Source organism: Spiribacter halobius, from assembly GCF_020883455.1.
Taxonomy (GTDB): Bacteria; Pseudomonadota; Gammaproteobacteria; order Nitrococcales; family Nitrococcaceae; genus Sediminicurvatus; species Sediminicurvatus halobius.
Genome location: NZ_CP086615.1, coordinates 311,080 through 331,516 on the forward strand (window position 1 = coordinate 311,080; position 20,437 = coordinate 331,516).

22 protein-coding genes are annotated in these 20,437 nt (G+C 70.4%); 6 read left to right on the plus strand and 16 right to left on the minus strand.

Going from position 1 to position 20,437, the window contains the following annotated elements; translation table 11 throughout:
• Positions 1-114: 114 nt before the first annotated feature.
• The 9 genes from LMH63_RS01400 to LMH63_RS01440 form a co-directional block, all read right to left on the minus strand.
• Entirely contained in the window at positions 115-657 is a 543-nt protein-coding gene (locus tag LMH63_RS01400; protein WP_109676209.1) for a Dps family protein, read from the minus strand.
• Positions 658-882: 225 nt separating this feature from the next.
• Complete coding sequence (locus LMH63_RS01405) at positions 883-2,055, minus strand: deoxyguanosinetriphosphate triphosphohydrolase (protein ID WP_109676207.1); 1,173 nt, start codon at positions 2,053-2,055, stop codon at positions 883-885.
• Positions 2,048-3,151: a 3-dehydroquinate synthase gene (gene aroB, locus LMH63_RS01410; protein WP_109676205.1), complete on the minus strand. Its 1,104-nt coding sequence runs from the start codon at positions 3,149-3,151 to the stop codon at positions 2,048-2,050. The genes LMH63_RS01405 and aroB overlap by 8 nt, the downstream gene beginning before the upstream one ends.
• A complete protein-coding gene (gene aroK, locus LMH63_RS01415) occupies positions 3,135-3,668 on the minus strand; it encodes a shikimate kinase AroK (RefSeq protein WP_109676203.1) in 534 nt (177 codons plus the stop codon). The genes aroB and aroK overlap by 17 nt, the downstream gene beginning before the upstream one ends.
• A gap of 102 nt (positions 3,669-3,770) precedes the next feature.
• Positions 3,771-5,918, minus strand: a complete 2,148-nt coding sequence (locus LMH63_RS01420; protein ID WP_229332688.1) for a type IV pilus secretin PilQ — start codon at positions 5,916-5,918, stop codon at positions 3,771-3,773.
• A 52-nt stretch (positions 5,919-5,970) separates the two neighbouring features.
• A complete protein-coding gene (locus tag LMH63_RS01425; protein ID WP_109676200.1) occupies positions 5,971-6,504 on the minus strand; it encodes a pilus assembly protein PilP in 534 nt (177 codons plus the stop codon).
• Positions 6,501-7,124, minus strand: coding sequence for a type IV pilus inner membrane component PilO (locus LMH63_RS01430; protein WP_109676199.1), 624 nt, complete (start codon positions 7,122-7,124; stop codon positions 6,501-6,503). Before LMH63_RS01430 ends, LMH63_RS01425 begins: the two co-directional genes overlap by 4 nt.
• Entirely contained in the window at positions 7,124-7,702 is a 579-nt protein-coding gene (locus tag LMH63_RS01435) for a PilN domain-containing protein (RefSeq protein ID WP_109676198.1), read from the minus strand. The genes LMH63_RS01430 and LMH63_RS01435 overlap by 1 nt, the downstream gene beginning before the upstream one ends.
• Position 7,703: 1 nt before the next feature.
• Positions 7,704-8,768: a pilus assembly protein PilM gene (locus tag LMH63_RS01440; protein WP_369406039.1), complete on the minus strand. Its 1,065-nt coding sequence runs from the start codon at positions 8,766-8,768 to the stop codon at positions 7,704-7,706.
• A gap of 169 nt (positions 8,769-8,937) precedes the next feature.
• On the opposite strand from LMH63_RS01440, the gene LMH63_RS01445 reads away from it, so the two are divergent.
• On the plus strand, positions 8,938-11,445 hold the full coding sequence (locus LMH63_RS01445; RefSeq protein WP_109676196.1) for a penicillin-binding protein 1A: 2,508 nt from the start codon (positions 8,938-8,940) through the stop codon (positions 11,443-11,445).
• A gap of 21 nt (positions 11,446-11,466) precedes the next feature.
• Complete coding sequence (locus LMH63_RS01450; RefSeq protein WP_109676194.1) at positions 11,467-12,075, plus strand: hypothetical protein; 609 nt, start codon at positions 11,467-11,469, stop codon at positions 12,073-12,075.
• A 530-nt stretch (positions 12,076-12,605) separates the two neighbouring features.
• On the opposite strand, the gene LMH63_RS01455 is transcribed toward LMH63_RS01450, so the two are convergent.
• The 3 genes from LMH63_RS01455 to LMH63_RS01465 all read right to left on the minus strand — a co-directional run bounded on the left by LMH63_RS01455 (position 12,606) and on the right by LMH63_RS01465 (position 14,883).
• A complete protein-coding gene (locus tag LMH63_RS01455) occupies positions 12,606-13,904 on the minus strand; it encodes a citrate synthase (protein WP_109676192.1) in 1,299 nt (432 codons plus the stop codon).
• A 281-nt stretch (positions 13,905-14,185) separates the two neighbouring features.
• Positions 14,186-14,449 (minus strand): type B 50S ribosomal protein L31, encoded by a 264-nt coding sequence (locus tag LMH63_RS01460; RefSeq protein ID WP_109676190.1) that lies wholly within the window; start codon positions 14,447-14,449, stop codon positions 14,186-14,188.
• 92 nt (positions 14,450-14,541) lie between these two features.
• A complete protein-coding gene (locus LMH63_RS01465; RefSeq protein ID WP_158280283.1) occupies positions 14,542-14,883 on the minus strand; it encodes a DUF3135 domain-containing protein in 342 nt (113 codons plus the stop codon).
• Between the two features lie 128 nt (positions 14,884-15,011).
• On the opposite strand from LMH63_RS01465, the gene LMH63_RS01470 reads away from it, so the two are divergent.
• Positions 15,012-15,392, plus strand: coding sequence for a SirB2 family protein (locus LMH63_RS01470; protein ID WP_109676186.1), 381 nt, complete (start codon positions 15,012-15,014; stop codon positions 15,390-15,392).
• A 143-nt stretch (positions 15,393-15,535) separates the two neighbouring features.
• Here the strand turns inward: LMH63_RS01470 and LMH63_RS01475 are convergent, their stop codons facing one another.
• The 4 genes from LMH63_RS01475 to rph all read right to left on the minus strand — a co-directional run bounded on the left by LMH63_RS01475 (position 15,536) and on the right by rph (position 18,402).
• On the minus strand, positions 15,536-15,721 hold the full coding sequence (locus tag LMH63_RS01475; protein ID WP_109676184.1) for a CPXCG motif-containing cysteine-rich protein: 186 nt from the start codon (positions 15,719-15,721) through the stop codon (positions 15,536-15,538).
• Positions 15,718-16,884 carry a radical SAM family heme chaperone HemW gene (hemW, locus tag LMH63_RS01480; protein ID WP_109676513.1) on the minus strand — a complete coding sequence of 389 codons (1,167 nt, stop codon included), beginning with the start codon at positions 16,882-16,884 and terminating at the stop codon, positions 15,718-15,720. Before hemW ends, LMH63_RS01475 begins: the two co-directional genes overlap by 4 nt.
• Positions 16,881-17,486 (minus strand): RdgB/HAM1 family non-canonical purine NTP pyrophosphatase, encoded by a 606-nt coding sequence (rdgB, locus tag LMH63_RS01485; protein WP_109676183.1) that lies wholly within the window; start codon positions 17,484-17,486, stop codon positions 16,881-16,883. Before rdgB ends, hemW begins: the two co-directional genes overlap by 4 nt.
• Before the next feature lie 199 nt (positions 17,487-17,685).
• Entirely contained in the window at positions 17,686-18,402 is a 717-nt protein-coding gene (rph, locus tag LMH63_RS01490) for a ribonuclease PH (protein WP_109676181.1), read from the minus strand.
• Between the two features lie 133 nt (positions 18,403-18,535).
• Between rph and LMH63_RS01495 the strand changes: the two genes are divergently transcribed.
• The 3 genes from LMH63_RS01495 to rpoZ all read left to right on the plus strand — a co-directional run bounded on the left by LMH63_RS01495 (position 18,536) and on the right by rpoZ (position 20,431).
• Positions 18,536-19,402: a YicC/YloC family endoribonuclease gene (locus tag LMH63_RS01495; protein ID WP_109676179.1), complete on the plus strand. Its 867-nt coding sequence runs from the start codon at positions 18,536-18,538 to the stop codon at positions 19,400-19,402.
• Positions 19,399-20,019, plus strand: a complete 621-nt coding sequence (gene gmk / locus LMH63_RS01500; protein ID WP_109676177.1) for a guanylate kinase — start codon at positions 19,399-19,401, stop codon at positions 20,017-20,019. The genes LMH63_RS01495 and gmk overlap by 4 nt, the downstream gene beginning before the upstream one ends.
• An 88-nt stretch (positions 20,020-20,107) precedes the next feature.
• On the plus strand, positions 20,108-20,431 hold the full coding sequence (rpoZ, locus tag LMH63_RS01505; protein WP_109676175.1) for a DNA-directed RNA polymerase subunit omega: 324 nt from the start codon (positions 20,108-20,110) through the stop codon (positions 20,429-20,431).
• The last annotated feature ends 6 nt before the right edge of the window (positions 20,432-20,437 follow it).

Sequence of the window (20,437 nt, forward strand, 5' to 3'; positions counted from 1 at the left end):
CGACCAAAGGGCAAATGGCCGGTCAATATAACCCGCACCCGATGGCGCGGCAAACCGGGGGGCTGGCGGGGAGCGGACCCGGCGGCCGGCCGCCGGGTCCTGGAGGCGGCGCGGTCAGCCCACCGCGCGCCGCGGCCGGTTGCCGCCGCCGGCCTGCAGCTGGTCGCGCACGGACTTCGCGACGTGCCCGTCGCCGGCCGGGCGCTCCAGCAGGCTGCGCAGCATCCAGGCGGTCTTCTCGTGCACGGTGAGGCGGTCGTCCATGAGGTTCACGGTGGCGTCGTCGCCGGCGGCCTCGGCGGTCTTGCGTGCCTCACGCAGGCTCGCCAGCGTCTTCTCGTGGTCGGCGACCAGCTGGCGCAGCATCTCTTCCGGCACCGGCACGCCGCGCTCTTCGCTGATGCTGGTCAGCTCGAGCAGGTCCGCAAAGCTGCCCGGCGCGAACACGCCCAGGGCCCGGATGCGCTCGGCGATCTCGTCCACCGCCTCCCAGAGCTCGCGATACTGCTTCTCGAACTCCTCGTGCAGCGGCTGGAAGTCCGGCCCGACCACGTTCCAGTGGAAGCCGTGGGTCTTCATGTAGAGCGCGTAGCTGTCCGCCAGCGCCCGCGCCAGCTTGCCGGCCACCGCTTCTCGCGTCGTGTTCTGCTTGGCCATGGTTCACCCTCCTTCGATGCCATGTCCCACACCGGGAAAGTGTGGACGGAGGCTGGGACCGTTCAAGGTTGGAATGGTTCCAATGAGAGTTCAAAGTTCAAGGTTCAAAGGGGGAAGGCCCCGTGCGGCCCCCGAGCCGTGGTGCCAGGCACGGGGCCGTCCCCCTTTGAACTTTGAACTTGCTGCTTTGAACTGCGCCTGACCTGAGGCGCGCCGCTGCGCGCCTCAGGTCAGGCGCTTGGGGGTGTGCAGCCGCTCATGCTCATCCAGCGCGAAGCGGTCGGTCATGCCCGCGATGTAGTCCGCCACGGCGCGGGCGCGGCCGCGGTCGCCCCGGCGGGCCTCGCGGGCCTCGGCGTCGGCGCGGAACTGGGGCGGCAGCAGGCGCGGGTCCCCGAACAGGGTGGTGAAGAGCTCGCGCACCACGCGGGCGGCCTTGGTGGTCATCCGGTGGACGCGGTAGTGGCGGTAGAGGTGCTCGTAGAGATAGGCCTTCAGCGCCTGATGCCGCTCGCGCATCGCATCGCTGAAGCCGACCAGCGGCTCGGGCAGTGCCCGTGCGGCGTCCGGCGATGCCGGTGCCGCGGCGTCGATGCGGGCGCGGCTCGCATCCACCAGGTCCCGCACCTGGTGGCCGATCAGCCGGCGTACTGCGGCGTAGATCAGGCGGCGCTCGCCGAGGTCCGGGTGCTCGGCCGTCACCTCGGTGAGGATATCCCCGACTAGCGGCACCTCGCGGAGCTGGCTGACGGTGAGCAGACCGGCACGCAGTCCGTCGTCGATGTCGTGGCTGTTGTAGGCGATCTCATCGGCGATGTTGGTGAGCTGGGCCTCGAGGCCGGGCTGGGTGCCGTCCAGAAAGCGCCGGCCGATGTCGCCGAGGCGCTCGGCATGGTGGAGCGGGCAGCGCTTCACGAGGCCCTCGCGGGTCTCGAAGGTGAGGTTGAGCCCGTCGAAGCCGGGGTAGCGCGCCTCCAGCAGGTCCACGACCCGTAGCGACTGCAGGTTGTGCTCGAAGCCGCCATGCTCTGCCATGCAGGCGTCGAGCGCGTCCTGGCCGGCATGGCCGAAGGCGGTGTGTCCGAGGTCGTGGGCGAGCGCGATGGCCTCGGTGAGGTCCTCGTTGAGGGCCAGGGCCCGGGCGATGGTGCGCGCGATCTGAGCCACCTCGAGGGTGTGCGTGAGCCGGGTGCGGAACAGGTCACCCTCGTGGTTCACGAACACCTGGGTCTTGTACTCGAGGCGGCGGAAGGCGCTGCTGTGGATGATGCGGTCGCGATCGCGCTGGAAGGCGTTGCGCAGGTCCGGCGCGTGCTCGCCGTGCTGCCGGCCGCGGCTGGTCGATGGGCGCTCGGCATAGGGGGCGAGGCCGGGCGGGTCGCCGAGGGGCTCAGGCATGGTGGGCCTCGAAGTGCGCGAGGGTCGCCGTCAGCGCCGTGGCCGGATAGTCCCCGGTTACCACCGCCTCCCCGGGGCGTCGCAGCAGCACCAGGCGCAGCTGGCCGTCCCGGGCCTTCTTGTCCACCGCCATGTGCCGGCGGAAGGCGGCCCCGCCGATGCCCGGAGGGCGGGTAGGCAGGCCCGCCCGGGCGAACAGCGCCGCCACCCGCTCGTAGTCGGCGGGGGTGATCCAGCCGAGCTCGGCGGACATCCAGGCCGCCATGCACTGGCCCGCGGCGATGGCCTCGCCGTGCAGCCAGGGGCCGTAGCCGGTGGCTGCCTCGATGGCGTGGCCGAAGGTGTGGCCGAGGTTGAGCAGCGCCCGGCGCCCGGCCTCGCGCTCGTCCTCGACCACAATGGCCGCCTTGTTCCGGCAGGAGCGCTCCACGGCGTAGGCGAGGGCGTCCGGCTCCCGTGCCAGCAGGCGCTCGATGTCCGCCTCCAGCCAGGCCAGGAATTCGGGGTCGCCGAGCAGGCCGTACTTGATCACCTCCGCCAGGCCCGCGCGCAGCTCGCGGTCCGGGAGGGTGTCGAGCACGGCGAGGTCGGCGATCACCGCCCGCGGCTGGTGGAAGGCGCCGATCATGTTCTTGCCTCGCGGGTGGTTGACGCCGGTCTTGCCGCCCACGGAGGAGTCCACCATGGCGAGCAGCGTGGTCGGCACCTGCACGAAGGCCACCCCCCGCTGGTAGGTGGCGGCGGCGAAGCCGGCGAGGTCGCCGATCACCCCGCCGCCCAGGGCCACCACGGTGCAGCCGCGGTCGAAGCCGGCGTCGATGAGCTGGTCGTAGACCGCCATGGTGGTCTCGAGGCGCTTGTGGGCCTCGCCATCGGGGAGCACGACGCTCGCGGTGAGGCGGCCCTCAAGGGCGGCCTCCAGGCGGGCGAGGTAGTGGGGCGCCACGGTCTCGTTGCTCACCAGCAGGACCTGGCGTCCGGGTACGGCGCCGGCGACGGTGGCGCCGTCGTCCAGCAGTCCACGGCCGATCTCGATGGGGTACGCGCGGCCCGGCAGCTCGACGCGGACCTGGCGGCGTTCAGGGTTCGCGGGCAAGTGGCGCCTCCTCGATCAGCGTGGCGATGCGGCGGGCAAGACGGTCCGGGCCGCCCTCGGCGGCGTCGACGACGAGGTCCGCGATGCCCTCGTAGAGCGGGGCGCGCTCGGCCAGCAGCCCCTCCAGGCGGGCGTACGGGTCGGCGCACTTCAGCAGCGGGCGGCTGCTGTGGCGGGTGCGCGCGAGCTGCACCTCCACCGGGGCGCGCAGATAGACCACCAGGCCGCGGCCGGCAAGATGCTGGCGGTTACTCTCGGTGGTGATGGCGCCGCCCCCGGTGGCGAGGACAATGCCGGGCTCCCGGGTGAGCTCGTCCAGCAGTGCCGCCTCCCGGCGTCGGAAGCCGGCCTCGCCCTCGATGTCGAAGATGCGCGGGATGTCGACCCCGGTCCGGGACTCGAGGGCCTGATCCAGGTCCACGAAGCGCAGCCCAAGCTGGCGTGCGAGCCGCCGCCCCACGGTGCTCTTGCCCGCGCCCATGGGGCCGACCAGGAATATGCGATCCGCCTGCGCCATGGGGCCCGAGTGTACTACGCATGGCCCGCCCGGGGCGCCCGGGCGGGCCTCGCCCGAGGCAGCTCACCACTGCCCGGCCGCGGGCGGTCGGGCAGTGGGCGGTCAGTTATTCAGGCCGAGCTGCTCGTCGAGGATGCGCGGGGTGACGAACACCAGCAGCTCGCTGTTCTCGTCCAGCGACACCCGGTTGCGGAACATCCAGCCCACGAGCGGCAGTTCGCCGAAGAACGGGATGCGCTCCACACCCTCGGTCTGGGTGCGCTCGAACACGCCGCCCAGCACCACCGTCTCGCCGTTGTCCACCAGCACCTGCGTGCGCACGGACTGGGTGTTGATGGCGGGGCCGGAAGGGGTGTCCTCGCCCCGGCTGTCCTGGTTCACCTGCAGATCCAGCAGCACGCGGTCGTCGGGGGTGATCTGCGGCGTCACCACCAGGCCCAGCACCGCCTCGCGGAACTCGATGCTGGTGGCGCCGCTGGAGGTCGCCTCCTGGAACGGGATTTCCACGCCCTGCTTGATCTCGGCCTCGCGCTGATTGGCTGTCACCACCCGCGGGCTGGAGATGATCTCGCCGCGGTTCTCGCTCTCCATGGCGGAGAGCTCGAGCTGCAGGAGATAGCTGCCCACCCGGCCGATGGCGAGCCCCGCGGAGCCCGCGGCGTTGCTCGCCGGCAGATCCACCAGCAGACCCTCGGTGCCCTCGTCGGCAGGGACCTCGAAGCCGGTGGTGCCACCGTAGTTGAAGGCGCCGGGGCGCGTGCCGCCGAAGACGGCGGAGTCGCCGTCGATGCTGCCGTTGCGGCTGTAGCCGAAGCGCACGCCCAGCTCGTCGCTGAAGTCGTCGCTGGCGATCACGAGCCGCGACTCGATCAGCACCTGTCGCACCGGGATGTCCAGCCGCGTCACCAGCCGGCGGATGTCGGCAAGGTTGCGGTCGGTGTCGCGCACGATGAGGGTATTGGTGCGCTCGTCGATGCTGATGCTGCCCCGCTCGGAGAGCAGGCCCTCGTCACCGCCGTCCTCGCCGCCGTCGCCGCCGATGCCGCGAATGAGCTCTGCGAGGTCGGCGGCCTTCGCGTAATTGATCTCGATGAATTCCGAGCGCAGCGGTGTCAGTGCCCGCAGCTGCTCGCGGGACTCCAGCTCCTGCCGCTCGCGGGCCGCGATCTCCTCGGCGGGCGCCACCAGCATGACGTTGCCGTTGGTGCGCTTGTCCAGGCCCTTGGTCTGCAGAATGATGTCGAGCGCCTGATCCCAGGGCACGTTCTGCAGGCGCAGGGTGATGTTGCCGCTCACCGAATCGCTGACGACGATATTGAGCCCGGTGAAATCGGCGATGAGCTGCAGCACCGAGCGGACCTCGATGTCCTGGAAATTCAGCGACAGGCGCTCACCGGTGTACTCCGGCTCCTCCCGGGCGCGGCGCTCCTGCTCGGCCTCGGTGATGGGCTGAAGCTCGATGGTGAAGGTGTTGTCCGCCTGATAGGCGATCTGGTCGTACTCGCCCTCGGCGTCGATGGCGACGCGGGTGTCGCCGTTGCGCTGGCGGGTCTCGACGAAGCGGGCCGGCGTGGCGAAGTCGGTGACGTCGAGGCGGCGCTGGAGCCGGTCGGGGACGCTGGCGCCGAGGAAGTCCACGACGATGCGACCGCCCTCGCGGTTGACGTCCACCGGCGTGGTCTCGTCCGAGAGCTCGACGATGATGCGGGCACTGCCGTCGCCGCCGCGGCGGAAGTCGACGCCATTGATGCGCCGGCCGCCGTCGTCGGCGTCCGCCGCCGCGCCTGCCTCACCGTTGCCGTTCGCCACCGGCTGCGCGCTTGCCGCGGGAGCCGAGTCGCCGGCGGTCGCGGCCACCGTCACGAACACCTGATTGCCCTGCACCTTGACGTCAAACGGCACCAGCCGCGAGAGCCGCAGGACGGCCCGCGTGCGCCCGCCTGCCTCGGCCGTGGAGAGCCCCTCCACAACGCCCTCGCCGATGTCCACCGAGCGCTCCGCGAGGCCGTTGCGCACGCCGACGAAGTCCAGCGCGATGCGTGCCGGATTCTCGGTGTTGAACGTGCGCGGAGCCTCCACCGGTTCGTCCAGGTTGAAGGTGATCTGCACGGCGTTGCCCGGCAGCGCGCTGTAGTCCACGTCCTGCAGCGTCGCCGCGCCGGCGCTGCCGGCGATCAGCAGGAGCAGCAGCGCAAGCGCGGCCGCGTGGAACCGGCACATCCGCCGCCGGCCGTTATGGTTGCGGGTCATCGTCCTGGCCCCCTCTGCACGCAAGCTCATCATGGCTGTCCGCTCCCGAACGCTATTCGCTCAACGCCAGCGAGGCCTCGCGCTCGATCCAGCCACCCTGCTGGTTCGGCACGAGCTCGCGCAGCTCGATGGAGTTGGGCGTGATCCGCTGGATCTCGCCGTAGTTACGGCCCAGGTAGTTGCCGTCCTGAACGCGGTGAATGGTGCCGTCGGGATCCTGCACCAGGGCGTAGCGCTCACCCTCCCGCTGCAGGGTGCCGACGTAGGCGAGGGAGTCGAGCTCGAACTGCTCGAGCACCTCCCGCGGGCGGCTGCGGTCAGGCTGGAGGCCGGAGTCGGCCACGGCCTCGTCGTCCGGCTCCGGTTCGGCAAAGGACTGTACCGAGAACGGATTGGCGTCCAGCGTCTCCGGGTAGGCGTAGGTCTCGAACGGCTCCATCTCCGGGATGGGCTCGATCTCGCCGCCGGGACGCGCGCGCACCTGCTCGATGTAGCGCTGCAGATCGCCCATGCCCTCGGCGCAGCCGCCAAGCAGCAGGGCACAGGTGGCGCCGGTCAGCCAGCGGCCAAGGCGGGCGCTGCTCATTCCCCGCCCTCCTCTGTCTCGTCGTCCAGATACCAGTAGGTTCGGGCGGTCAGCTCCATGCGCAGCGGGTCGTCCGCGTCGCTGTCACTGCCCCCGTCGCCGTCGGCGCGGCTGATGGCGATGTCGTGCAGGGTCACGATCCGCGGCAGGTTGGCCACGCCGCTGACAAAGCTCGCGAACTCGCGGTAGTCACCGGTGACCCGGATGTTGACCGGCAGCTCGGCGTAGAACTCGCGGCGCAGAGGGTCCTGGGGCCGGAACAGCTCGAACTCCAGGCCGGCGCCGAGACCGGTCTGGGAGATGTCCACCAGCAGCCGGGAAACCTCGGCGCGGCTTGGCAGCTGGCGCAGCATCGCACCGAAGGATTCCTCCATCTCCGCGAGCTGTGCCTCGTAGGCCTCGAGGTTCGCGGCCCGCCGCTGCTTGGTCTCGAACTCCTGGCGCAGCTGCTGCTCGCGGGCCTCCGCCTGCTCCAGGCGCTGCAGCTGATTGCTCCAGTCGAAGTACCAGCTGGCGGCGATGGCGAGGGCGAACACCACCACCAGCGCGATGGCCTTGGCCGCCACCGGCCAGCCACCGGGGTTGTTCATGTCCAGGTTGCGGAACTGCTCCAGATCCATCAGGAGCCCTCCCCGTCGCCGTCCGTAGCGTCATCGGCACGTTCCCGGGTTACCGTGAGGGTGAAGTTGCTCACCCGGGTGCCCTCGCGCTGCTCGACCTCGATCACGGAGAGGTCCGGATCCTCAAGCCACTCCGAGGCCTCGAGGTTCTCCATGAAATTGGAGACACGGGCATTGGATTCGGCCACGCCGGTCATCGTCACGTCGGCACCCGACTGGCGGATGCTGTCGAGGTACAGGCCATCCGGCGGCGTGATGGCGAACTGCTCGAACAGGTGCACCACCTCCGGGCGGCCCTGCTGCAGACGCTGGATCACGTTCATGCGGGCGATCAGCTGTTCCTTGGTGGATTCCAGCTCGCGGATGCGCACGATCTGCCGCTCGAGGCGCGAGATCTCGCGCTCGATGAAGGCGTTGCGGTCGTTCTGGTAGCCGATCCGGCCTTCCAGATGGGTGTGCACGCCGAACCAGACCAGGGCGCCGAGGGCGAGCGCGCCGCCGAGCATGCCGTAGAAGTCCCGCTCGCGCTTCTTGCGCCGCTCCTCGCGCCAGGGGAGGAGATTGATGCGTGTGGTCATCTCAGTCGAAGCTCCTCAGCGCCAGCCCGCAGGCGATCATCATGGCCGGAGCATCGTCCGCCAGCGCCTGGGGCTTGACCCGGGAGGCGACGGACATGCGGGCAAAGGGGTTGGCCACGGTGGTGGGCGCCCCGGTGGCATCGGCGATGGCCTCCGCGGCCCCGGTGACGCCGGCGCAGCCGCCCGCAAGGACGACGTGATCGACGCTGTTGTGCTGGCTGGCGCCGAAGAAGAACTGCAGCGAGCGCCCGACCTGCTGGCTCATCGCCTCGCGGAACGGGGCCAGCACCTCCTCCTCGTAGGTGTCCGGCAGCCCGCCGCCCTGACGCTTGGCGCGCCCGGCCTCCTCGTACGAGAGCCCGTACCGGCGCATGATCTCGTCGGTGAGCTGGCGGCCGCCGAAGACCTGGTCCCGGGTGTAGACGATCTGCTGGGCCTCGAACACGGTGAGGGTGGTCATGGTCGCGCCCACATCCACCACCGCGACGGTGCCCTCGGACGCCTCCGGCAGCTCCGGGGCGATCAGCCGAGTGAAGGTCTCCTCGAGGGCATAGCTCTCGACGTCCACCAGCTGTGCCTTCAGGCCTGCCGCCTCCAGCGCGTCGACACGGATGTCCACGTTCTCGCTGCGGGAGGCGACCAGCAGCACCTCGACCTCGTTGGGGTCGCGCTGAGCGGGGCCGATGATCTGGAAGTCGAGGTTCACCTCTTCCAGCGGATAGGGCACATACTGGTCGGCCTGCAGCTGAACCTGGGCCTCGAGCTCGTCGTCGTTGAGCCCGGCCGGCAGGGTGAGCGTGCGGCTGATGGCGGAAGAGCCCGGAACCGCGACGGCGGCCTGCTTGAGCTTGGTCTGGGAACGGCGCACGGCAGCGCGAATCCCCTCGCTCACGGCCTCGATGTTGCTGATGTTCTTTTCGATCACCGCGTTCTGGGCAAGGGGCTCCACGGCGAAGCTCTCCACCCGGAAACGCTGGTCATGCCCGCGAAGCTCGATCAGCTTCACCGAGGTGGAGCTGACGTCGATGCCGAGCATCGGGACGGGCTTCTTCCTGAAGAGGGCCACGGTAATTTTCCTTCTTGATTTTCAGTTTAGGAACTTTTCGTGGTTCGCAACATTCAATACGACGCGTAACTGAAGATCAAGCGCACGGAAATCGTGCAATGGTGCCCAGTCCCGCCGGGTGCCGGTGATATACTTCGCGAGCGCCTCAGCCCGACGGTCGAATACCCCCATGTCACGCATCCTTCGCCTCTCCCTGCAGTGTCTGGCCGCCCTCGGTGCCCTTGGTCTGCTCGCCGTGGCCGGCGCCGGTGCCGTCTACCTCTGGCTCTCCCCCGGCCTGCCGCCGGTGGAGGCGGTGCGCAATGTCGAGCTGCAGGTGCCGCTGCGCGTGCACAGCGCCGACGGTGCGCTGATCGCCGAATTCGGTGAGATGCGCCGCACCCCCGTTTCCCTGGACGCCGTGCCCGACCCGCTGGTGAACGCGTTCATTGCCGCGGAGGACCAGCGTTTCTATCAGCATCCGGGGGTAGACTATCAGGGGCTTGCGCGAGCGATCTGGTACCTGGTTCGCACTGGCGAGAAGGGACCGGGGGGCAGCACCATCACCATGCAGCTTGCCCGCAACCTCTTTCTGTCCAGCGAGCGCACCTACATCCGCAAGGCGCGGGAGATCCTTCTGGCGCTGCGCATCGAGCGCCAGCTCGACAAGCGCGAGATCCTCGAGCTCTACCTCAACAAGATCTATCTCGGCCAGCGCGCGTACGGCGTGGCGGCGGCGGCGGAGGTCTACTACGGCCGCCCGCTGGCTGAGCTCAGCCTCGCCGAGCAGGCGATGATCGCCGGCCTGCCCAAGGCGCCCTCGGCCTGGAATCCCATCAGCAATCCCGAACGGGCGCTGGAGCGGCGGGCCTACGTCCTCGGGCGCATGCTCGATCAGGGTTTCATCGAGCAGTCCGCCTACCAGCAGGCGATGGCGGCGCCGATCACCGCCGAGCGCCACGCGCGCCAGCCGGAGCTCGCCGCGCCCTTCGTGGCCGAAATGGTGCGGGCCCAGATGGTGGCCCGCTATGGCGAGGAGGAGGCCTATACCCGCGGCTTCAAGGTCACGACCACGCTGCAGGCGGTGCGCCAGGCAGCGGCCAATGCGGCCTTGCGCAGCGCCCTCCATGCCTACGACGAGCGCCACGGCTATCGCGGCCCGCTGGACCGCTTGGCCGAGGACGTGCCGCTGGAGCCGCAGGCGCTGCAGGAGGCCCTGGAGGACTACCCCCGGGTCGGCGAGCTCCACAACGCCGTGGTCATGGCCGTGGACGAGGACGGCGCCGAGCTCATCAGCCGCGACCGGGACGCGCCCTGGCGCCTGCCCTGGTCGGCCATGCAATGGGCGCGGCCGATGCTTTCGCGCAATGCGCTCGGGCCGGAGCCGGAGCGCCCCGCGGACGTCCTCGCGGTGCGGGACGTCGTCCGGGTGCGCCAGACCGCGGAGGGCCCGCGGCTCGCCCAGGCCCCGGAGGCCGAGGGCGCGCTGGTGGCGGTGGACCCGCGGGACGGGCGCCTGGTCTCCCTGGTCGGTGGCTACGACTTCGGCCGCAGCAAGTTCAACCGCGCGGTCCAGGCGCGTCGCCAGCCCGGCTCCGCGTTCAAGCCGCTGATCTACTCCGCGGCGCTGGAGAACGGCTTCACCCCGGCGACCCTGGTCAACGATGCGCCGGTGGTCTTCGAGGACTCGGCCCTGGAGAGCGTGTGGCGCCCGGAGAACTACAGCGGCCGCGTGTTCGGGCCGACGCGGCTGCGCGAGGCGCTGACCTACTCCCGCAACCTCGTCTCCATCCGGGTGCTGCGCAGCATCGGCGTGGAGGCTGCCATCGACCACATCCGGCGCTTCGGCATCGACACCGCGCAGCTGCCTCGCAACCTCTCCCTCGCCCTCGGCTCGGCCGAGGTCACGCCTCTGGAGCTCGCCCGGAGCTACGCCGTGTTCGCCAACGGCGGCCATCTGGTGGAGCCCTATTTCATCCAGCGAATCGAGGGCGACGAGGGCGAGGTGCTGTTCGCGGCGCGCCCGTACGCCGCCTGCGACGCCGGCGAGGCGGCGTGCAGCGAGCGCGCCGACGAGGCCGCCGACGGCGGTCCCGCCGTCGGCGATGGCGAGGAGCCGCTGCAGGCGGCGGGCCTGGAGCAGGATCTGCTGGTGGCGGTGGAGGAGGAGGACGGCGCGGTGCCGCCGGCGCGGCCCGCCCCGCAGGTGATTCCGCCCGCCAACGCCTGGCTCATGCGCTCGATGATGCGGGACGTGGTCCAGCGCGGGACCGCCCGCGCCGCCGCCGCGCTCGGGCGCACCGACATCGCCGGCAAGACCGGCACCACCAACGATCAGCGCGACGCCTGGTTCTCGGGCTTCAACAGCCACCTGGTGGCGACCGCGTGGGTCGGCTTCGACGAGCTGCAGTCCCTCGGCCGCTACGAGACCGGCGGACGGGCGGCGCTACCCATGTGGATGGACTACATGCGCGTCGCCCTGGACGGCCTGCCAGAGGCCGATCCGGCGCGGCCGGACGGGCTGGTCACCGTGCGCATCGATCCGGACACCGGGCGGCTGACCAACGCCGACAATGAGGATGCGATCTTCGAGACCTTCCGCGAGGGCCGCCTGCCTGAGGCCGAGCGCCAGGCCCGCGGCGGCTCCGGCGGCAGCGACGAGGGCGACGACAGCGCCTCGGAGCAGGCCCTGTTCTGATCACCGGGAGACGGGCTGACCATGGCTCGCAATCGCCAGAACCGCGATACGCGCATGCGCGAGCTGCTCGCGCAGGAGTGCGCACGCATCATGTCCGCCGAGGGCGTGCGCGACTTCTCCCTTGCCAAGCGCAAGGCGGCCCTGCGCCTCGGTGCCCCGGATACCCGCAACCTGCCCCAGAACCGGGAGATCCAGGACGCCCTGCTGGACTATCAGCGGCTGTTCGGCGGCGTAGCGCAGCAGAACACCCTGCGCGCACTGCGCGAGGCGGCGCTGGAGGCCATGACGTTCTTCGAGCGTTTCCGGCCGCGGCTGGTGGGGCCTGTGCTGGACGGCACCGCGGACGACTACTCGGAGGTCAACCTGCATCTGTTCGCGGATACGCCGGAGGAGGTGGTGCTCTTCCTGATGGAGCACGATATCCCCTTCGATACCGACGAGCGCCGCTTCCGCTACGACGACGACTACGTCTTCCTCCCGGTCTACCGCTTCGTCGCCGGCGAGACCCGCATGGATGTCTGCGTGTTCACCGAGCGCGGCCTCCGTCACCCGCCCCGCAGCCGCGTGGACGGCCGCCCGATGCGGCGCGCGAATGTCAGTGAGGTTCGGTCATTGCTGGAGTTCGACTAGCCCGCGAATCGGTGAGATATGGGGGCTGGGAAACCGCTGATTTTGCCGCGGTGCTCAGGGCGCATCGGCGGCGGTGCCTGGAACGCAGTCTGGCCCCCACTGGCGGGACACGGCGTGAATCCATCCCTGGAGCCTCCACTGCGGCGTCCATGCCGCAGAGGGTCCCGCCAGCGGGGGCCAGACTGCGTTCTCGCTGGCGCAGTGCCTGCTTCCGCGAGGCTGGAGACTGGTCGCGCGTTGCGGGCTTGGGCGCAGAAGTGACCCGCTCAGTTTGCGCGCTGCATGGCTTTGGGGAGGTTCCCGACTCCTGGCGCCAAGGCGCTTTTACGCTCGCGGATCAGCGACAGGCGTTGGCAGTGCGGTGAGAGGTGGGAGCGACCGGGACCGTAAGCGAGAGGGACCTCGCCTACGAGCCCCCAGGGATGGGTTCACGGCGTGTCCCGGGCGCTCCCACCTCTCACCGCACCCGGCACCACGTGTTGCCACGCCCGAAGCTTCGCGGAACACTAGTCCGCCAAGCTGCCCGGCACTCAACGACGCCGGTGCAGCGGCACGTAATCGCGCTTGGCGGCGCCGGTGTAGATCTGGCGCGGGCGGCCGATGCGCTGCTCGGGGTCGCCGACCATCTCCATCCACTGGGCGATCCAGCCCGGTGTGCGGCCGATGGCGAAGAGCACGGTGAAGAACTCCGTGGGGATGCCGAGGGCGCGGTAGATGATGCCGGAGTAGAAATCGACGTTCGGGTAGAGCTTGCGCTCGACGAAGTAGTCGTCCGCCAGCGCGATCTCCTCAAGACGCATGGCGAGCTCGAGCTGCGGGTCGTTGCCGACGCCGAGCTCGTCGAGGACCTCGTGGCAGGTCTTGCGGATGATGGTCGCGCGCGGGTCGTAGTTCTTGTAGACCCGGTGGCCGAAGCCCATCAGGCGGAACGGGTCGTTCTTGTCCTTGGCCTTCTCGATGTACTTCGGTACCTGCTCGACCGTGCCCACCTCCTCGAGCATGTTCAGCACCGCCTCGTTGGCGCCGCCGTGGGCCGGCCCCCAGAGGGCCGCGCAGCCGGAGGCGATGGCGGCGAACGGGTTCGCGCCCGTGCTGCCGGCCAGGCGCACGGTGGAGGTGCTGGCGTTCTGCTCGTGGTCGGCGTGCAGGATGAGGAGCTGGTCCAGCGCCTTCTCGGCCACCGGATTGATCTCGAACTCCTCGGTGGGCCGGGCGAAGAGCATGTTCAGCAGGTTGCCGCAGTAGGAGAGGCGGTTCTGCGGATAGACGAACGGCTCGCCCATCATGTGCTTGAACGCCGCCGCGGCGATGGTCGGCATCTTGGCGATGATCCGGTGCGCGCAGAGCACGCGATTCTCCGGATCGTTGATGTCGATGGTGTCGTGGTAGAAGGCGGACAGCGAGCCCACCACGCCGGTCAGCATCGCCATGGGATGGGCGTTGTAGTGAAAGCCGTTGAAGAAGTTCTTCAGGCTCTCGTTGACCATGGTGTGGTGGGTGATGGAGTGCTCGAAGTCGTCGAGCTCCGATTGCGTCGGCAGCTCGCCGTGGATGAGCAGCCGCGCCACCTCCAGGAACGAGCTCTGCTCGGCGAGCTGCTCGATGGGGTAGCCGCGATAGAGCAGTACGCCGCGGTCACCGTCGATGAAGGTGATGTCGCTGCGGCAGCTGCCGGTGGAGCTGAACCCCGGGTCGTAGGTGAAGTAGCCGAGATCCTTGTACAGCGAACGGATGTCGAGGACTTCCGGGCCATGGGTACCGCCCAGCACCGGCAGCTCGGTCTGCTTGCCGGTGGCGTTGTCGGTGAGGGTTACGGTCTTCTCGGCCATTGATGCTCTCCTGGTTTCCCCGCGGCCGGTTGAGGCCCCGACCCTGGCGGCTGCGCCCGGGCCGACCCGGGCCTGCCCGGGCGGTTTGCCGCGCCCGGGCTACGGCCTGGCGGGAGACGACCGGGGGTGTGACGGCAGCGCGTATGACCGGACACGGCCGGACCGCGCGAGCAAAATCGCGGCGAATGGTAGCAGCAAAGACTGAGGGCGGGAAGCGAGGCGCGGGTGAGGTGGCGCAGGGTCGCAGGCGGCCGCCGTGGCGGCGGCCGCGGGCAGGTGGCTCAGCGCTTGGCGCCCTTGGCCATGTTGCCGAAGCGCTTGCGGAACTGGTCGACGCGGCCGCCGCTGGAGAGCACCCGCTGTTTGCCCGTGTAGAACGGGTGGCTGGCACTGGAGATCTCCACCTTGATCAGCGGATACTCCTGCCCATCCTCCCAGGTGATGGTCTCGTTGCTGCGGATCGTCGAGCGCGTGAGGAACGCGAAATCCGAGGAGATATCCTGGAAGACCACCGGCCGGTACTGGGGATGGATGTCCTTCTTCATGCTGCCACCTTGACTGGATTGCGCGGGGCGCTCGCCCCGGTCGATGCAAGGCCGCGAATCTTAGGGCCTTGCCGGCGTCAAGGCAAGGGCCTTCAGCGACGCGGGCGGAACCGCAGGATCTGCGCCCGGCGCCTGCTGGGCGGCGGCGCGGTGCCCTGGAGGGCGTGCAGGTGCTCCACCAGCCCGCCCTGGCCGGCGAAGCTGCGCCACATCAGGTCGCTGAGGCGCCGGCAGGCGCCAAGGGGATTGCCGGAGCGCTCGCGCTCGCGGTCGATCCGCCACTGCAGGCGCCTGAGCCGCTCGCGCCGGTCCGGGGCCTGACGCGCCATGAAGGCCTCGATGGCAGCCTGGCGGCGGGACTCGAACGCGCCCGGATCGCGCCGCGCGAGATGGGACCAGCTGTCGAAATCGAATGGCTCGAGCCGCGGCTCCATGGCGGGCACCTCCACACGGGGCCTGTGGACAAAGCTAGCACACCCCCGCCGACCTGCCCGAGATGGCCAGGCGCTGCCCCGCATGAGTACCATCCCCCACCAATCGCAACCGACCCGGAGCGCGCCCAATGGGCTACATGATCGCCAAGCACCTGCACACCACCGCGGTGGCCCTTACCCTCATTCTGTTCCTCGTGCGCGGGGCGTGGATGTTCGCGGACTCGGGGATGCTCCAGCGCAAGTGGGTACGCATCGTCCCCCACGTGATCGACACGGTGCTGCTGCTGAGCGCGCTCTACCTCGCCATCGCGGTGTGGGGCTGGCCGGCGACGTTCCACGGCTGGATCACGGCCAAGCTCCTGGCGCTGATCGCCTACATTGTGCTCGGCACCATCGCGCTGAAGCGCGGCCGCACCAAGGGCGTGCGCAGCGCTGCATTCGTGGGCGCGCTGCTGGTGTTCGCCTATCTGGTGGCGGTGGCGCTCAGCAAGCAGGTGGTTCCGGTGTGAGGCGATCAGATCGCCGGTCGCATAGCCTTCGAACCGTAGCCTTCGGGACGGTCTGACTCCGCCTCGCCTCTGGCCGCTGGCGTCGGTGCCCGCCGCCGCGAATGGCATCGCGGTTGCCGTCGCAGGTTGCCGCCGGCGAGTCCTCACTCGTCATCGCGGAGGGTGACGATCTCGCCGCTGCCTGTACTGTCGGCCATGAGCCGGAACTCGATGGGGCGGCAGCAGACGGCGCAGTCCTCGACGTAGGACTGGTCGCCGGCGGACCAGTCCACCAGCGTGGTGAACGGCTCCCCGCAGTAGGGGCACTCCACCGTCCGTTCCTCGATCACGAGGCGGCCTCCGTGGCCGGCTCCAGGAACAGCCCCAGGAGATCGTTCAGAAAGCGCAGACCCTCGGCGGTGGCGGCGAGGCGTTCGGGGTCGGAGACCATCCAGCCACGAGCGCGCGCCTCGGCGACGCCCGGGGCGAAGGCCGACCAGGGCAGCCCGGTGCGCGCCAGGGCCTCGGCCCGCGGGGCGCCGTCCACCAGGCGCAGGGCGTTCATCAGGTACTCCAGCACGCGCTCGTCGGCGGGCACCTCCCACGCCTCGGCGACGGCGGCCGGGGTGCCCGCCACCGTCTGATAGTGGCGCGGCAGGGCCACCTTGCGGGTGCGCTGGATGCGGCCGTCGCTGGTGCTGAGCTTGCCGTGGCCGCCCGCGCCCAGGGCCAGGTAGTCGCCGAAGCGCCAGTAGTTGAGGTTGTGCCGGCAGGCACCGCCGGGCCGGCTCCAGGCGGAGACCTCGTAGCGGACGAAGCCCGCCGCCGCCAGGCGCTCCGCGCAGGCCGCCTCCATGTCCGCCGCCAGGTCCTCGTCGGGCAGGGCCGGCGGGCGCGCGTGGAAGGCCGTGCCGGGCTCCAGGGTCAGCTGATAATGGGATATATGCTCGGGCTCGAGCGCAATGGCCGCGTCCACGTCCGCCACGGCGCCGGCCAGGTCCTGGTCGGGCAGGGCAAACATCAGATCCAGGTTGAAGCGCTCGAATCCGGCCGCCCGCGCCGCCCGCGCCGCGGCGCGGGCCTCGCCGGGGCCGTGGATGCGCCCCAGGCGATGCAGCTGGCCCGCGTCGAAGCTCTGCACGCCAATCGACAGCCGGTTCACCCCGGCGGCGCGGAAGCCCTCGAAGCGCTTCTGCTCCACCGTGCCGGGGTTGGCCTCCAGGGTGATCTCGGCATCGCCGGCCACCGTCAGGTGTTGCGACAGCCCCTCCAGCAGCTGCCCGATGGCCGCCGGCGAGAACAGGCTCGGCGTGCCCCCGCCGATGAATATCGTGCGCACGCTGCGGCCGGTCGCCGTCGGTGCCTCCCAGGCGGCATCCCGCAGCAGCGCCGTGAGGTAGTCGGTCTCGGGGAGCGGCCCGCGCAGGGCGTGGGAGTTGAAGTCGCAGTAGGGGCACTTCTGCACGCACCAGGGCAGGTGCAGGTAGAGGCCGAGGGGTGGCAGCGGGGTCATGCGTGCGCGCCCCATTCCCGTGCCAGGGCCTCGCGCAGGCGCTGCAGTGCCTGGCCGCGGTGGCTCAGCCGGTTCTTGGTGGCGGCGTCCAGCTCGGCAGCAGTGCGGTCGAGCTCCGGAACCAGGAAGTGCGGGTCGTAGCCGAAGCCGTGCCCGCCGCGGGGCTGCTCCAGTACCCGCCCCGGCCAGACGCCCTCGGCGATGAGTGGCGCCGGATCCGCGGCATGGCGCAGGTAGACCGCCACGCAGCGAAACCGCGCGCTGCGCTCCGCTTCGGGCACGTCCAGCAGCTCGTCCTGCAGCCGGGCATTGTTGGCGGCGTCATCGGCGTCTTCCCCCGCCCAGCGCGCGGAGTGCACGCCGGGTGCCCCGCCGAGGCCGTCCACCTCGAGCCCGGAATCGTCGGCGATCGCCGGCAGTCCGGTGTGCTCGCAGGCGTTGCGCGCCTTGATGATCGCGTTCTCGACGAAGGTGGTCCCGGTCTCGGCGGCGGCGGGGACGTAATAGAAAGACTGCGGCAGCACCTCGACGCCAAGCCCTTCGAGCAGCGCCTGCAGCTCGCTGACCTTGCCCGGGTTGCCGGTGGCTAGGACGATGCGCATTGGTGCGAGTTACAAGCTGTAAGTCGCAAGTTTCAAGTTGCAAGTGGCAAGTTGCAAGTCAATCATGAGCACCGCCGAGGCGGGTGGCGAGGCGCCGTCCTGCCTGGTCCTGGCGGGGCACTCCCCGCGCTCGCGGGATCATCCTGCTTGCCACTTGCCACTTGCCACTTGCCACTTGCCACTTGCCACTTGCAACTCATCATTCCTCCAGCGCCACCCGCTGCGCCTCCAGCAGTCCGCTGATTCCCTTCTGCGCCAGGTCCAGCATCCCGTCCAGCTCGGCACGGCGGAAGGCGTGGCCTTCGGCGGTGCCCTGGACCTCGATGAAGTGGCTGGCGTCGTTCATGACCACGTTCATGTCCGTCTCCGCCTCGGCGTCCTCGGCGTAGTCCAGGTCGAGCACGGGCTCGCCCCGGTAGATGCCGACCGAGATGGCGGCGACCTGGCCGTGCAGGGGGTTGCGTCGGAGGCTGCCGTCGCGCAGCAGTCGGCCGACGGCGTCGGCCAGGGCGACGTAGCTGCCCGTGATGGCCGCAGTGCGGGTGCCGCCGTCGGCCTGGAGGACGTCGCAGTCCAGCACCACCTGGCGCTCGCCCAGCGCCTCCAGGTCGACTACGGCACGCAGGGCGCGACCGATCAGGCGCTGGATCTCGATGGTGCGGCCCTGCTGGCGGCCACGGGCGGCCTCGCGGTCGTTGCGGCTGCCGGTGGCCCGCGGCAGCATGCCGTATTCGGCGGTGAGCCAGCCCCGGCGGTTGCCGCGCAGCCAGGGCGGCACCCGTTCCTCCACGGAGGCGGTGCAGAGGACCCGCGTATCGCCGAACTCCACCAGTACGGAGCCCTCCGCATGCTTGGTGAAATGCCGCGTGAGGCGGACCTGACGCAGCTCGTCCGGCTGACGGCCGCTCGGGCGCATGGCGGGCTCCTGGATTGCGTTGCACACGGGGCGCGCAGGGTAGCACAGGCGGGGGCTGCCGGCCGTGGCCCGGCGCGGCGCGTGCGGGTACCATGCCCGCTCCGGCCATGCCGGCCGCCGGACCGGAGCCGCCATGATCCGCAGCATGACCGCCTTTGCCCGCGAGGAGGCCCAGGGCGACTGGGGCTGGCTTGCCTGGGAGCTGCGCTCGGTCAACCACCGCTATCTGGATCTGCACCCTAGGCTGCCGGAAGAGCTGCGCTTCCTGGAGCCGGCGCTGCGGGAGCGCCTTGGGCAGCGGCTCGCCCGGGGCAAGGTGGAATGCACCCTGCGCTATCGCCCGGCGCCGGCGGCGGCGGGCGGGCTCGCGGTCAACTGGCGCTACGCCGAGCAGCTGCTGGCGGCCTGTGATGCGGTGCGCGAGCGCCTCGCCGAGCCGGCGGGCGTCTCGCCGCTGGAGGTGGTGCGCACCCCCGGCGTGATCGAGGAGCAGGCGCCGGACCTGACGCCGGTGGGCGAGGCGGCGGTGGCGCTGCTGGAGACCACCCTGGACACGCTGGTGGCGGCGCGGGAGCGCGAGGGGGCGCGGCTGGCGGAGATCATCCGCGAGCGCGGCGGCGCGCTGGCCGGGCATGTGCAGGCCGTGCGCGAGCGCCGTCCGGAGGTCAACCGGGAGGTGCGCGCCCGGCTCGAGGCGCGCCTCGCCGAGCTCGGCGGCAGCCCCGACCCTGGCCGTCTGGAGCAGGAGCTGGTGTTCATCGCCCAGCGGCTCGACGTGGACGAGGAGCTGGAGCGCCTGGACAGTCACCTGGCCGAGCTGGACGGCATCCTCGGTGCCGGCGAGCCCGTCGGGCGGCGGCTCGACTTCCTCATGCAGGAGCTGAACCGTGAGGCCAATACCCTGGCCTCCAAGGCCTCCGACGCCGAGACCACGCGTCACGGCGTGGAGATGAAGGTGCTCATCGAGCAGATGCGCGAACAGATTCAGAACCTGGAATGACTGGCACGCTCTACATCGTCTCCGCCGCCTCCGGGGCGGGCAAGACCTCGCTGCTGCGCGCGCTGGTGCGTGACGAGCCGCGCCTGGTGGTGTCCGTCTCCCACACGACACGCGCGCCACGATCCGGCGAGCGGGACGGGGTGGACTACCATTTCACCGACGAGCCGGGCTTCCGCGCGCTGGTGGCCGAGGGTGCCTTCCTCGAGCATGCCGAGGTGTTTGGCCGCTGCTACGGTACGACCCGCGCGGCAGTCGAGCGCGAGCTCGCCGCCGGGCGTGACGTGGTGCTGGAGATCGACTGGCAGGGCGCGCAGCAGGTGCGCGCGCGCATGCCGGAGGCGGTTTCGGTGTTCATCCTTCCGCCGTCGCGGGCCGAGCTGGAGCGGCGCCTGCGCGGCCGCGGCCAGGACAGCGAGACGGTGATCGCCCGGCGGCTGCAGGAGGCGGTCGCGGAGATGAGCCACTACGACGAGTACGACTATCTCGTCATCAACGACCGTTTCGATCAGGCGCTGGAGGATCTGCGAGCCATCGTACGCGGCCGCCGGCTGCGGCTCGAGGCCCAGCGCGAGCGACATTCGGGGGTGCTTCGGGAGCTGCTCGGAGCCCGGGACTAGCCGTCGCCACCACTGTCGCTTTCTCGGCAGGCCGCTTTCAGGGTAGAATCAGAGGGCTATCACACCGAACCCCTGCGGAGGCCCCTGCATGGCGCGCGTTACGGTCGAAGACTGCCTCGAAACCATCGACAACCGCTTTGAGCTCGTGCTCGCGGCGACCCGCCGTTCCCGCCAGATCGCCCGCGGCGCCCAGCCGTTCGTCGACTGGGAGAACGACAAGCCCACCGTCGTCGCCCTGCGCGAGATCGCCGATCGCCATGTGACCCGGGACATCCTGCGCGTGGAGGCCGAGGCTGCCGAGGCGCTGGAAGCGCTCGAGGAGAGCGGCGAGGGCGATGCCGACGCGGCCATCGAGTCGCCTACGGCATCGGCCTCTCCCGCTGGCGGGGACGAGGGCGAGCCCCGCGAGTGATCGTCT